11 protein-coding genes are annotated in these 13,520 nt (G+C 62.3%); 5 read left to right on the forward strand and 6 right to left on the reverse strand.

Features of this window, described 5'->3' with window-relative positions; translation table 11 throughout:
- Positions 1-192: 192 nt before the first annotated feature.
- Genes GJW30_RS05240 through GJW30_RS05250 form a run of 3 tightly spaced genes read right to left on the reverse strand, consistent with a single transcriptional unit; the run spans position 193 to position 5,823 of the window.
- Positions 193-3,573 (reverse strand): error-prone DNA polymerase, encoded by a 3,381-nt coding sequence (locus tag GJW30_RS05240; RefSeq protein WP_096352565.1) that lies wholly within the window; start codon positions 3,571-3,573, stop codon positions 193-195.
- Positions 3,570-5,069: a Y-family DNA polymerase gene (locus GJW30_RS05245; protein ID WP_347337736.1), complete on the reverse strand. Its 1,500-nt coding sequence runs from the start codon at positions 5,067-5,069 to the stop codon at positions 3,570-3,572. Before GJW30_RS05245 ends, GJW30_RS05240 begins: the two co-directional genes overlap by 4 nt.
- Complete coding sequence (locus GJW30_RS05250) at positions 5,020-5,823, reverse strand: ImuA family protein (RefSeq protein WP_096352570.1); 804 nt, start codon at positions 5,821-5,823, stop codon at positions 5,020-5,022. Before GJW30_RS05250 ends, GJW30_RS05245 begins: the two co-directional genes overlap by 50 nt.
- 180 nt (positions 5,824-6,003) lie before the next feature.
- Here GJW30_RS05250 and GJW30_RS05255 point away from each other — a divergent pair, with 180 nt between their 5' ends.
- The 3 genes from GJW30_RS05255 (at position 6,004) to GJW30_RS05265 (ending at position 7,768) form a co-directional block, all read left to right on the forward strand.
- On the forward strand, positions 6,004-6,201 hold the full coding sequence (locus GJW30_RS05255; protein WP_096352573.1) for a hypothetical protein: 198 nt from the start codon (positions 6,004-6,006) through the stop codon (positions 6,199-6,201).
- Positions 6,202-6,277: 76 nt separating this feature from the next.
- Positions 6,278-7,027 carry a 2OG-Fe(II) oxygenase gene (locus tag GJW30_RS05260; RefSeq protein WP_096352576.1) on the forward strand — a complete coding sequence of 250 codons (750 nt, stop codon included), beginning with the start codon at positions 6,278-6,280 and terminating at the stop codon, positions 7,025-7,027.
- A 96-nt stretch (positions 7,028-7,123) separates the two neighbouring features.
- Positions 7,124-7,768, forward strand: coding sequence for a TetR/AcrR family transcriptional regulator (locus GJW30_RS05265; protein WP_096352579.1), 645 nt, complete (start codon positions 7,124-7,126; stop codon positions 7,766-7,768).
- Here the strand turns inward: GJW30_RS05265 and GJW30_RS05270 are convergent, their stop codons facing one another.
- Positions 7,769-8,551, reverse strand: coding sequence for an enoyl-CoA hydratase/isomerase family protein (locus GJW30_RS05270; protein ID WP_096352582.1), 783 nt, complete (start codon positions 8,549-8,551; stop codon positions 7,769-7,771).
- Between the two features lie 81 nt (positions 8,552-8,632).
- Between GJW30_RS05270 and GJW30_RS05275 the strand changes: the two genes are divergently transcribed.
- Entirely contained in the window at positions 8,633-9,487 is an 855-nt protein-coding gene (locus tag GJW30_RS05275) for an SDR family NAD(P)-dependent oxidoreductase (protein ID WP_096352585.1), read from the forward strand.
- Here the strand turns inward: GJW30_RS05275 and GJW30_RS05280 are convergent.
- The gene (locus GJW30_RS05280) at positions 9,484-11,538 is read right to left on the reverse strand and encodes an NADPH-dependent 2,4-dienoyl-CoA reductase (protein WP_096352588.1); all 2,055 of its coding nucleotides are present in this window, start codon (positions 11,536-11,538) and stop codon (positions 9,484-9,486) included. The genes GJW30_RS05275 and GJW30_RS05280 overlap by 4 nt on opposite strands.
- Positions 11,539-11,627: 89 nt before the next feature.
- Here GJW30_RS05280 and GJW30_RS05285 point away from each other — a divergent pair, with 89 nt between their 5' ends.
- Positions 11,628-12,794 carry an acyl-CoA dehydrogenase family protein gene (locus tag GJW30_RS05285; protein ID WP_096352591.1) on the forward strand — a complete coding sequence of 389 codons (1,167 nt, stop codon included), beginning with the start codon at positions 11,628-11,630 and terminating at the stop codon, positions 12,792-12,794.
- Here the strand turns inward: GJW30_RS05285 and GJW30_RS05290 are convergent.
- Positions 12,791-13,474, reverse strand: a complete 684-nt coding sequence (locus tag GJW30_RS05290; RefSeq protein WP_096352593.1) for a transglutaminase-like domain-containing protein — start codon at positions 13,472-13,474, stop codon at positions 12,791-12,793. The genes GJW30_RS05285 and GJW30_RS05290 overlap by 4 nt on opposite strands.
- Positions 13,475-13,520 lie beyond the last annotated feature (46 nt).

Genomic DNA, 13,520 nt, shown 5'->3' on the forward strand with positions numbered 1-13,520 from the left:
ATTTTTGTTGTTGGGACCAGTCAGAGCACGAGCAAGGCCTATCGGCAACTCAATTTCCGTTATGAATTACTGGCATCAATTCGCACGCATTCGCCGTCATGGCCCGCTTTATGCGGGCCATCCACGTCTTGCTTCTGTGAGACGCATTGAAGTCGTGGATGGCCCGCACAAAGCGGGCATGACGCCTAAACGCTAATGGAAATCGCGCGATTTCAGGATGACGCGGACGTTGCGCGGATGGGTCGACAGATTGCGCGGATGTTGCGGGTGAAGAAACTCGTCGGCCCGCGTGAGCTGGATTTTCGCCGTGTGATCCTCCGACAGGCGGCGGAGTTCGTCGGTGCGATCGATGACATTCTCGGCCATCAGATGCACAACGTCTTCTGGGCTTTTCTGCACGCGACCTTCGATCAACATCAGGCGTGATCCCATCACGGCGCCACGCAGGCGCTCGAAAGTCCGCGCCCACAGCACGATGTTGGTAATGCCGGTCTCGTCCTCGAGCGTGATGAAGATCGCCTTGCCGTTGCCGGGCCGCTGGCGGACCAGCACAATGCCCGCCATGCGGCAATAAGCGCCGTTCGATTTTTTGTCCGTTTCGGCCGCACTCGATATGCCCTCGCGTCTAAAAATGGGACGGAGGAATTCCATCGGATGCGCTTTGAGCGAAAGCCGCAGCGTTTGGTAATCCGCGACGACATGCTCATGCAGCGGCATATCGGGCAGCGACACGGCCGCATCGTGACCGAGTTCGCGCGCATCGGCTGCCGCGAACAGCGGCAGCGCAGAATCGTCCGGCAGGCGGCGCACGGCCCACAGCGCCGCACGGCGATCAAGCCCCATCGAGCGGAACGCATCGGCATCGGCAAGCCGATGCAGCATGGGGATCGGCAAACGCGTGCGGGCGCGCAGCGTTTCGATATCCGGATAGCCGTCGCCGCGCAGCGCCGCGATGTCCGGAATTTTCGGGCCGAGTTCCGATCCGATGCCGTCGATTTGGCGAAAGCCGAGCCGGAGCGCGAGCGTACCATTGCCGGTGTGCTCCAGCGTGTTGTCATGGAAGCTGTGATTGACGTCGACTGCCCGCGCTTCGACGCCGTTCTTCTGCGCGTCCATCACGATCTGCGCCGGCGCGTAAAATCCCATCGGCTGCGAGTTGAGCAGCGCGGCCGCGAAGGCGGCCGGATGGTGATGCTTGATCCACGACGAGATGTAGACGAGCTTCGCGAACGACGCCGCATGGCTTTCCGGAAATCCGTATGAGCCGAAGCCTTTGATCTGCTCGAAGCTGCGCTGCGCGAAATCGCGATCGTAACCGCGAGTGACCATACGCTCGACCATCAGCGATTCGAAATTCTGAATCGTTCCGACGTTGCGGAACGTCGCCATTGCGCGGCGCAATTGGTTGGCCTCGCTGTCGGAGAATTTCGCCGCGACCATCGCGAGATGCATCGCTTGCTCTTGAAAGAGCGGAACGCCCAGTGTTTTGTTCAGGACCTGAAACAATTCGTCGCCTGGACCATGCTCAGGCGATGGCGATGGATATTCGACTTTCTCCAGTCTGTTTCGCCGGCGGAGATAAGGGTGCACCATGTCGCCTTGAATCGGGCCCGGACGCACGATCGCGACTTGGATGACAAGGTCGTAGAATGTCCGAGGTTTCAGGCGCGGCAGCATATTCATCTGCGCACGGCTTTCGACTTGGAAGACACCGAGCGACTCGCCTCTCTGCAGCATCTGATAGACTTCGTCGTCATCGACGCTTTTGATGCTGGCGAGATCGTGCTGCACGCCGGTGTGTTTCTTGATGAACTCGAACGCCTTTCGAATGCACGTCAGCATGCCAAGCGCGAGCACGTCGACCTTCATCAATCCGAGTTCGTCGATGTCGTCCTTGTTCCATTCGATAAAGGTGCGATCCGCCATCGCGGCATTGCCGATCGGCACCGTCTCGTCGAGGCGACCGCGCGTCAGCACGAAACCGCCGACATGCTGCGAGAGATGGCGCGGAAAGCCGAGCAGGCGGCCTGCGAGATCGAGCGCCTGACGTATCGCGGGATTCTGCGGATCGAGTCCGGTCTGACGGATTTTCTCGTCTTCGATCGAATCCCAACTGCCCCATTGCGTTGAAGTCAGCCGCGCCGTGATGTCCTCGGTGAGGCCGAGCGCTTTGCCGACCTCGCGCATCGCACTGCGCGGGCGATAACAGATGGCAGTCGCTGCGATGCCTGCACGATGTCGGCCGTAGCGTTCGTAGATGTATTGGATGATCTCTTCGCGCCGTTCGTGCTCGAAGTCGACGTCGATATCGGGCGGCTCGCGCCGCTCTTCCGAGATGAAGCGCGCGAACAGAACGTCATGCTCGGCGGGATCGACCGACGTAATGCCGAGCGCATAGCAGACGGCGGAATTTGCCGCCGAGCCGCGGCCTTGGCACAGAATGCCTTTGTCTTCCGCGACGCGGACGATGTCGTGGATGGTGAGGAAATAGCGCGCGTAATCGAGTTTCTTGATGAGAGCGAGCTCGGACGTAATGAGATTGGCCACCTTCTCCGGAATGCCGTCTGGATAACGGATGGCGGCGCGCCGCCGCGTCAGTTCCTCGAGCCAGCCTTGCGGGCTCCAGCCGGGCGGAACCGGCTCGTCCGGATAATCGTATTTAAGATCCGCGAGCGTGAAATCGACGCGGGCGAGCAGGTGCTGCGTCTCGGTAATCGCATCAGGTGCGTCGCGGAATAATCGTGCCATCTCGGTTGCGGATTTAAGGTGGCGTTCCGCATTGGGTTCCAATCGGCGGCCGGCTGTCTCGATCGTCACGCCTTCGCGGATGCAGGTGAGAATGTCCTGCAGATCGCGTGCACTGGGCGAGTCGTAGATCGCGTCGTTGATCGCAATCAGCGGTACATCGGCCGCCTGTGCGACAGCACGCAGACGCATGAGGCGCCGGCGGTCGTCGCCGCGTCGCCCCATCGCGGCCGAGAGCCAAACGGAGCCCGGCGCTGCTGCATCGAGACGTTTGAGCAAAACATCGAGACCGTTCAGCCATCGCTCCGGCATGACGATCAGCAGCAGTCCCTCGACGAATTCGAGGAGATCGGAAAGGTAGAGAACGCAGTCGCCTTTCTTGGTGCGTCTGTTGCCGGCGGTGAGCAAACGGCAGAGCCGCCCCCAGGCGGCGCGGTTCACCGGATACGCAATGATGTCGGGCGTGCCGTCCGCGAAGGCGAGCCGAGCGCCGACGATGAGTTTGAAATTCTCCGCCAGCTTGCGCAGCACATCGCGGCTCGGCGGCTCTTCGCCGTTCCATTCGTGTTCGATGAAAACGAATTCGCCGGGGGACCCGCCAGCACGGATTTTATCCGGCGGCGGCACGCCGGATTCGCGTAGCTCCCGCAGCGCCGCGTGAGCGCGCACGACGCCCGCGACTGTGTTGCGATCAGCGATGCCGATGCCCGTGTGGCCGAGCAGCAGCGCGGTCAGCAGCATGTCCTGCGGATGCGACGCGCCGCGCAGGAACGAGAAATTGCTGGCTGCCGCCATCTCCGCGTACGCCGCTGGCGCTGTTGAATTCATGCGAACAGCCCATGCAGAAACCAGCGCGGCGTCTCGCCTTCCGCGCCGTGATAACCTTCGCGAAACACCCAAAAGCGTCGGCCCGCCGCATCCTCGACGCGAAAATAATCGCGCGTCGGCACGTGAGTCTTGCGCCACCACTCCGATGCGATGCGCTCCGGCCCTTCGGCGCGCGTCACGTCGTGCAGCACATGCCGCCAGCGAAAACGGATCGGCGGCCCGTCCGGCACCTCCGCGAAAGTATCGATAGGCTCCGGCGGATCGAAGAGACGCAAAGGCCGCGTCGGCGGCTCGTCCGGCTCCGTTTCCGGCCACGCGATGGCAACAGCCGCATTGCCGCTGGCATGGATGAGACGCGCCGCGCGTAAGGGATCGTGCGTGTCGGCGGCGACGAAGCGCAGCACCGCGTCGGCGCCGAAACGGGCGACGAGGCGATCGATCAGATCGGTCACCTCCTGTTCCTCCGCGACTTTGCCGTCGAAACTCGGCTGATCGTTCTCGAACGGTTCGGTCGCCGGCACGGCGAGGCGAATGAGATCGAAACCAAAGCCCGGATCGATCGGGTCCGCCAGTGTGTCGATTTTCTCGTCGAAGAGCCGCATGACGATGCGGCCATCCCGCGTCGGCCGTCCGGTGCCGACCGTGATGCGACGCACCGCACCGTCGGTACGATAGAAGCTCGCCTCGAACATGCGTCCGCCGTCGCCGCGCTTCTCCAACAACACGGCGACGCGCGCGACCAGCCGCCGAAGCGTGAGCTGGATTGTTTCCGCCGTCGCGACAGGCTCCGGAAACAACCGCTCGACGACACAAGCCGGCGGCGCGCGATAGGGCGTGATGCGGATATCGTGCTGACCGAGCACGCGATGCAGCTTGGCGGTGAGCACTTCGCTGAAACGCGCGGCCAGCGGCTGGCTCGGCCGGTCGGCAAGATCGCCGACGGTCTTTAATCCGGCGCGCGACAGCGCAAGCCGCGCATCCTCCGGCATTTCGAGCGCCGCGACCGGCAGCGGGCGCACCACGGCGGCTTCCTCGCCGTCGCGCACGATGCCGCTGCGCCCATAGCGGGCGAGGGCGCGTGCCGCATCCGGCGTTCCCGCGATCGTCGCCGTGAGATCGAAACCGGCGCGGTTGAATCGCGCGATGATCTTGCGGCGCATCAGCATCTCGCCGCCGAAGAGATGCGCGCATCCCGTGATGTCGAGCATGAGCCCATGCGGATCGTCACGGCCGACCAGCATGGTCCAGCGGTCGCAGTCTTCCAGCATCTGATCGATCAGCGTGCTGTCGGCCGTCGGATCGTCCTCCGCGACGTCGATATCGGGAAAGCGGGCGCGAGCGTCAGCGAGCGTCAGGCCGGTGCGGAGTCCGAGTTCCATTGCGGAGCGGCAGAGCGCCGCGATCCGCATTGCGCCCTTAACGGGCGTCGCAAAAACAAGCGGCCGCTCAACCGGCACGCCGCCAGTCTGCGCTGCGCTCTGCCGGCCTGTCCGCATCCGCTGCAGCCGGTTGGCCGCGAGGAACGGAAACCAGAGGGCGAGATAGCGGCGCCGGGTCGGCGAAGGCGATATCGTCACGATCCCACTCCAAAGACCATCGGCCCGTAATGCCTGCGCGGTGACGCAAGAGGTGAATGTCGAAAGCCGGGCGGCCCGGCGCATTGGCTTCGAGCGCGGCCGACGCGCGCGAGGAGACTGACCAGCGCGTCATCGCGGCGCTGGGGGACGGCTCGGCACCGAGCCGCATCATCAAAAGGGTCACGCCGGATTGCTGAAGCGCGAGAGCAAGGCGCCGGCTCGCCTTGAGATCGAGCACCGGCGGAGAACCCCAGAGCTCGACGATGACGGCGCCGAGAGCGGCGCAGCGCGCAGCTTCGGCCGTCGCACGCAGCGCGGCGGTTGGATCGCGGGCCCGCACCAAAACAAGGCGGGCCGGATCGAGACCGAAGGCCGAGAGGCCGGAGCCGTAGAGCCAGCCGGCTTCGGTATCCACATAAGTCTGCCGCACCCAGACGATGTGGCGAGTATCCGCAGCGCGCAGCGCGAGCCCGAGGCCGAAGCCGGCAACTGCCGCCGCATCCGCAAAGCCTTCGCGCGCGTAAAGCTCATGCATACCGGCGTGGGCGAGGCCGCCGCCGAGGCTTTCGTCGATAGTTGCTGCGCCCGTTGAGAAGAGGGCAGGGGCGCTGGGAGGCCCCTGCTGTAAGGTCGCAAGGGTCCTTCGCAGCGCCGCCAAGGCGTCGCGCGTCATGATTTTTGTTCCTGTTTTGTTCTAATAAGACTCCGGGCCAACCAAGAGTCAAGCGAACACCGCTGGGCTACAAAACACTGCTGTCGCCAACTGCAAACTCTTCTCTCTGTGACGAGGACTAAGCGGGAATATCGGAACTCTGCTGGCTGACGGTCGTTTTCTCCCTCCAGAGGAGCCGCCATGAACGATGTGATCGAACTGCTGAAAGAAACACTTGCCGACGAGCCTGGCGTGGCGCGGCCCGCGCAAGTGATCGACCTTGAGGAGCATCGGCGTCGTCGCGGCTATCCGCCCGTCCGCGCCACGTGTTTCGTGCGACCTCGTGTCACCGTTTCGGCCGATGACGACGCCTTCGAGTTTCACGAAACGCGGATGTGAGACCTGCGCCGCTCAGGAAACGGGTGGCGCTATGTCGCACGACGCTTCAGGTTCCCGGTGAATTGAGGAACCACAAATGTCCGCAAAATCAGTGGTGAGAACGGCAACCTCCGGAGCGTTGACTCCGGAGGCTCGCGTTTCGGAATACGACTGGCCAGCGCTTGGCCGCGAACTCGATGCATATGGTTGCGCGGTTTTACCGAAACTTCTCGCGGCCGACGAGTGCCGTGACATCGCGGCGATGTATCCCGACGATAATCATTTCCGCAGTCATATCCACATGGCGCGGCACGGCTTCGGCAAAGGCGAGTATCGCTATTTCAAATATCCGCTGCCCCACCTGCTCGGCGAACTGCGCAGCGCGCTGTACCCACACCTTGCAGGAGTAGCCAACGCGTGGAGCGCGCGGATGGGGCTCGAGCAGCGGTATCCGGAAGACCATGCAACATTTCTCAAACGCTGCCACGAGGCCGGCCAAACGCGGCCGACGCCGCTGCTGCTGCAATACGTCGCCGGCGACTTTAATTGTCTGCACCAGGACCTCTACGGCGACCTCGCATTTCCAATTCAGGTCGCGATCCTGCTCTCGGAGCCTGACAGCGATTTCACCGGCGGCGAATTCGTATTGACCGAGCAGCGGCCCCGCATGCAAAGCCGCGCGGAAGTGGTGCCGCTACGCCAGGGCGATGCCGTCGCGTTTGCGGTGCATCATCGCCCGGTGCAGGGCACGAAGGGCAACTACCGCGTGAACTTGCGCCATGGCGTGAGCCGCGTGCGATCCGGCATGCGGCATACGCTCGGCATCATTTTTCACGACGCGCGATAGCGTGCTGTCCACAAGACTCCGGGCGCGCATGTGGCGTTCGGCGCGCGGCTTGTTATACTCATTCGAGCCGCCGCCATCGAACACTCAGCCGACAGGATGAAGCCGAAGTCTACGAAATCCTCGCCCGATAAAGCGCGAGAGAGCGCGGCGCTCGTGGCAAAATCCGAGAAATCGCGCGACGCGATTCTCGATGCGGCCGCGGCGCTGTTCCGCCGGCAAGGCTATTCGGCGACGACGCTGCGGCAGATCGCCAGCAAGGCGAAGATCAAGGCCGGCAGCATCTACTATTATTTCGACTCGAAGGAAGAGATCCTCGAAGAGGTCCTGGATCGCGGCTTGCAGCACGTCTATGACTCGGTGAAGGCTGCCGTAAAGCAGGCCGGCGACGTGCCGTATCGCAAGCGGATCGGGCTTGCGATCGAGGCCCATCTCGTCGCGCTACTCGAGACCAGCGAATTCACCTCAGCGAATATCCGCATGTATGGGCAACTACCTGAGCGGCTCAAGAAGAAGCACCGGCCGCTGCGCCGCGCTTACGCGAAATACTGGGACAAGATGTTCACGGACGCGCGGCGTGCGGGAGAAATCCGAGCCGATATGGAAATCGTCCCGTTGCGGATCTTCGTTCTCGGCGCGCTGAACTGGACTATCGAGTGGTTTCAGCTCGACACCAAGAACGCCGTGCTGGAACTCGCGCGGCGCACCGAACTCCTGATCTTCGACGGCTTGAAGAAAGCCTGATCAGCGGCCTTGCCAAACCGGCTTGCGCTTCTCCGCGAAGGCGCGCGGACCTTCAATCGCGTCTTGGCTCGCATAAGTTTCGACATGGAGGCGATTAGCCTCGATGAGCCCATCGGCGCAGCCAAGATCCATGCCAGCAAGCAAGCTGAGCTTGGCGGATTTCACCGACAACGGCGCGCCTTCGACGATCTTCTCGGCCAGTGCGCGTGCGCGTTGACGAACCGCGTCCGGCGTCGCCTCGAGATAGTTGGTGAAGCCGACGGCGGCGAGCCGTTCGATCGGCATGGTTTCGCCGGTGAGAACAAGCTCCATCGCGAGCGGTTGCGGGATCATCCACAGCAGCGGCACCGCCCACGGCGTGCCGCGCCCCATCTTCACTTCGGTGATGCCTGCGCGGGTGCCGGCAAGGCCGACGCGCAGATCGCTTTGTAGCGCGAGGAGCATCCCGCCCGCCATCAACGACCCCGTCATCGCGGCGACAATCGGCTTCTCGACTTTGCGCATCGCGGCCTGCAGCGGATCGCGCATCAGAGTCAAAATATCGACATTGTCGCGCTTGCGAATCTCGGCCGCCTGCTTGAGATCGAGCCCGGCGCAAAACACGCCGCAATCCGCCGACGTCAGGATGACGACGCGGATCGCGTTGTCTTCGTTCACCCGTTGCCATGCGTCGGTGAGGCCGTTCATTGCTTCGACCGAGAGCGCATTCTTACGTTCAGGCCGATCGATGGTGATTGTCGCAATGCCGTTGTCGACTGCGAAGCGGATAGGATTTTCGGTCATTCGGGATCCAGCATTGCGCATAAATTCTAACGCTTGTTAGAATGCAGACGAACGCGGCACGACGCAACCCCGGACCGATCCATGACGCAGCTACCTAAAATGCGATACGCCGCCGATCTCCTGCAGGACAAGGTCGCGCTCGTCACCGGCGGCGGCAGCGGCATGGGCAAGGCAACTGCGCTCGAGATGGCGCGCTGCGGCGCGCGTATTGTCGTTCTCGGCCGGCGCATTGAGCCCATCGAGGCTTGCGCGAACGAAATCCGCGCGTTCGGCGGCGAAGCGCTGGCGATTTCGGGAGATATTCGCGACGCGGATCGCATCGACGAAGTGATGCGCGAGATCAAAAGCACCTACGGCAAGCTCGATATCCTCGTGAACAACGCGGGCGGCCAATTCGTGACGCCGGCGCGCGAGCTCAACAACAAAGGCTTCGAGACCGTGATCCGCAACAATCTCATCGGATCGTGGCAGATGACGAAAGCTGCCGCCGATCACTTCATGTTCGAGCACGGCGGCTCGGTGGTGTTCGTTACGGCCTGCGTAAAATCGGGCCTCACCGGGTTCGTGCACACCGCCGCAGCGCGCGGCGGCGTGCTGATGATGATGAAGACACTCGCGGCCGAATGGGCTGAATACGGGATCCGCCTCAACTGCGTCGCCCCCGGAACCGTGAAGACGGAAGGTATGGGGCATTACCCGATCAGCCCGGAGCAATGGCTGAAACTCAATCGCAACGTGATGGGCCACATGGGCGATGTCGAAGACATCGCTGGGACGATCATCTTTCTCGCGTCGCCACTCGGCAAATTCGTCACCGGCGAAGAATGGTACATCGACGGAGGCGAGACGCTGCATCTCAAGCATGATGCGCGCGACATGATCGACGCTATGATGTTCGCCAAGCGCGAGCGCGGCGACGGAAAGATCAAGTCTTAGAGGCGTTGCGCTACGCGCGTCCCTTCGTCGACTGCGCGCATCGCATCGAGTTCCGCCGCCTCTTTCGCTCCGCCGATGATATGCGTTTCGATGCCGCTACCTTGCAACTCGTCGAAGAGCGAGCGGTTCGAATCCTGCCCCGCGCAGACGACGATCGTGTCCGCTTCGATGAGTTGCGGCATATTGTCGATGAGCACATGGAGTCCCGCATCGTCGATGCGTTGATACGCAACGCCTGTGATGATCTTTACGCTGCGCTTTGCGAGGCTGCTGCGCAGAATCCAGCCCGTCGATACGCCAAGCGTCGCTCCAGGGCGTGACGGGCGGCGCTGCAGGATTGTGATTTGCCGCGTCGGCGTGCGCGGCGCGAGCGGATCGCCCGTCAAGCCGCCAGGCTGCTGCAGCGTCGCGTCGATATTCCATTCTTGCTGGAAGCCCGCATCGCTCAACGCGCGCGCCTTCGGTGCTTCACCCGGATGCGAGTGACAAAGATATTCGGCGACATCGAAGCCGATGCCGCCCGCGCCGATGATGGCAACGCGATTGCCGGCATGACGCTTGCCGCTCAGCAGGTCCGTGTAGGTGATGACGTTCGGGTGATCGATCCCCGGAATGTCTGGCATGCGCGGCTGAACGCCCGAAGCCACGACAATAGCATCGAACGAATCGCGCAGCTCGCTCGCCGATGGCTTGGAGTTCAGCGCTAAGCGGACACCGCCGTCGGCGATAAGGCCTTCGAAATAGCGCAGCATCTCGTCGAACTCGACTTTGCCGGGCACCATCCGCGCGAGATTGATCTGTCCTCCGACGCGGTCGCTCGCTTCGAACAGCGTCACGCTGTGGCCGCGGCGGCTGGCTTCCGCGGCGGCCGCGAGGCCGCCAGCTCCAGCGCCAATCACGGCGACCTTGCGCGATTTCGCGGCTGGCGCTTCGTCGAATTCCGTTTCGCGGCAGGCGCGCGGGTTGACGAGACAACTTGCGCTGCGATCGGAAAAAATCCGATCGAGGCAAGCCTGATTGCAGGCAATGCAGATGTTGATCTTGCTCGCATTGCCTTCTCGCACTTTTCGAGCGAAATGCGGATCCGCGAGCATCGGTCGCGCCATCGAGATCAAGTCGGCATCGCCCGAGGCGAGCACATCTTCGGCGAGTTCAGGCGTATTGATGCGGTTCGACGCGACGACCGGGATTTTCACCGCCCGCCTTAGACGCGCCGGTGCAAAGCGCCACGCCGCGCGCGGCACCGGATACGCGATGGTCGGGACACGCGCCTCGTGCCATCCAATACCTGTGTTGAGGATATCGGCGCCTGCTTCCTCGACGCGTTGCGCCAGGCGATCGATCTCATCGGCGGTCGCACCGTTCTCGACGAGGTCGAGCGCGGAGATACGGTAGATGATGATGAATTCCGGTCCGGTCGCAGCGCGTACGCGCTTGACAAGCTCGACCGGCAGACGATGCCGGTTCTCTTCAGATCCGCCCCATTCATCCGTGCGATCGTTCGTATAGCGGATCGTGAACTCGTTGATGAGGTAACCTTCGGAGCCCATGATTTCGGCGCCGTCGAAGCCGGCTTCCTTCGCCAGCATGGCACACCGCACGTAGTCCTCGATCGTCTCCTCGATCTTCTCGGGCGTCATCGCCTGCGGGGGAAATTTGTTGATGCGCGAGCGGACGTTGGTCGGTCCGTAGCATTCCACCTGCTTCGCGTAGCGTCCGGCGTGCAGAATTTGCAGGCAGATCTTGCTGCCGTGCCGGTGCACGACCTCGGTCAGATGACGCAGTTCGGGCACCTGCGCGCGCTCGGTGAGGATCGGCCCGCCCGGCTCGATCAGACCGGCCGTGTTCGGCGCATAACCGCCCGTGATGATGAGCCCAGCCTCACCCTTCGCGCGCTCTTCGAGAAAGACCGCCATCTTGTGCAGCCCGTTCTCCTCCATATCGAGGCGCGTATGCATCGACCCCATGATGATGCGATTGCGCAGAGTCGCGTGCTTGAGCTGCAGCGGCGCCATGAGGTTCGGGAATTGAGCGTTTCCGGGATCGGCCATCTCTGCAGCCTTCAAATTGCAGGAAATTCTAACGCTTGTTAGACTGGTGGAAGATTAGAAGAATTGCAAGTTACGCCGAGAGGAACGCTATGGACTTCGCGCTCACCGAGCAGCAGCAAGCTTTTCGCGAAGTCGCGGAGCGTTTCTCGCGCGAGAAACTCGCTCCTCACTATCAGCGACGCGCGAAGACCCACGCGCTCGACCGCGATCTCCTGCGCGAGATGGGGGCGCTCGGTTTGATCGGCGCGGACATGCCCGAAGAATTTGGAGGGCTCGGCGAAAGCAGCGTCACGGCGGGCGTGATCATCGAACAGATCGCCTACGGCGACTTCAACGTCAGCTATGTGCAGTTGCTCGGATCACTGATGGGCGGCATGATCGCGCAGCACGCGACGCCGGAGATCACGCGCGAATGGCTGCCGCGCATCACGAGCGGCGCGTCCGTGATCGGCCTCGGCCTCACTGAGCCGCGCGGCGGATCGGATGCTGCGAATCTCATTCTGCGCGCCGATCGTTCCGGCAATGGCTATCGCCTCAATGGCGAGAAAACGTCGATGAGCGGTGCCGATCAAGCCGATGCCGCCGTGATCTTCGCGCGGACCGGCAAGGTGGAGGATGGCGCGCGCGGCGTCAGCGCCTTCTTCGTTGATCTCAATCAACCGGGCATCACACGGACTCATTTCGACGACATCGGCACCAAGCCGGTCGGGCGTGGATCGGTTTTCTTCGACGATGTTTTCGTCCCCGCCGAGTGCCTCATGGCCGAGGAGAACAAGGGCTTCTCGAAGATCATGGCGGGGTTCGATTACAGCCGGGCGCTGATCGGGCTCGAATGCATCGGGCCTGCGCAAGCCTCCGTTGACGAGGCCTGGGCCTACAGCGGCGAACGGAAAGCTTTCGATCGTCCGATTGCGCAGTTTCAGGGCGTCAGCTTCCCGCTCGCCGAAGCCGAGACGCAGCTGACGATGATGCGCCAGCTTTGCTACTACACGCTCTCCCTGCGCGATCGCGGCCTGCCGCATACGGCCGAGGCCGCGATGTGCAAGTGGTATGTGCCGAAGGTCACGTGCGAAATCATCCACCAATGCCTGCTCACGCATGGGCACTATGGCTACACAACCGATTTGCCCTTCCATCAGCGCTACCTCGACGTGATGGGGCTGCAGATCGGCGACGGTACGGCGCAGATTCAGAAGCTGGTGATTGCGCGTGAGAAAATCGGCCGTGTCGCCGTGCAATACGCAAAGCAGAGCTAGCGAGCAGCACCGAATTGCTTGTCGCCGCTTGCAGCACCTTCTCGGCTCGCTTGCATCAACTTCGGATAGAGGCGCTCGAAATCGCCGAGGAGCGTATCGATAGGTGGGTCTGCAAACCAACCACGATCGTTGACGTATTCCATGTGGCGATGATTGCGTGTGTCGAATTCATGGAAGAGCGCGTCGTTCTTGCCGTCGAAGATCAGTTGCTTCACGCCGAAGCGTTCGCAGAGTTCTGTGTTGAAAGCCGGCGTCACCTTGATCATCCGGCCATCGAGCCAGAGCGCGACATAGCCGTGATAGATGAACAGGTCCGTGCCCATCAGATCGGCGAGCTTCGGCGAATTGAGATGGTTTTTCACGTCGGCGAAGCCAACCGCGGCCGGTATCCCAGCGGCGCGCAACGCTGCGGTGAGCAATATGGCTTTCGGAACGCAATACGCCGACGGCTGTTTCGCCACATAACTGGCGCGATATTCCGGCGGCGTCGTGCCGATGCTGAAGGGGTTGTAGCGAATGTCGTCGCGAACAGCATCGAAGAGGCGGATCGCCTTCTCGCTCGGACTCGCATTCTGGATGCCTTCGAGCGCGCGATCCGTAAAAGCGCGCACTTCCGGAGAGTCGCTGTCGATGTAGGGGCTCGACTCAAGATATTCGGGGCGGATTTCCGGCGGCGACATCCTAGTGCCTCTCGATTTGACCATTACCTAACAGGTGTTAGAAAAT

The organism is Variibacter gotjawalensis, assembly GCF_002355335.1.
Lineage (GTDB): Bacteria > Pseudomonadota > Alphaproteobacteria > Rhizobiales > Xanthobacteraceae > Variibacter > Variibacter gotjawalensis.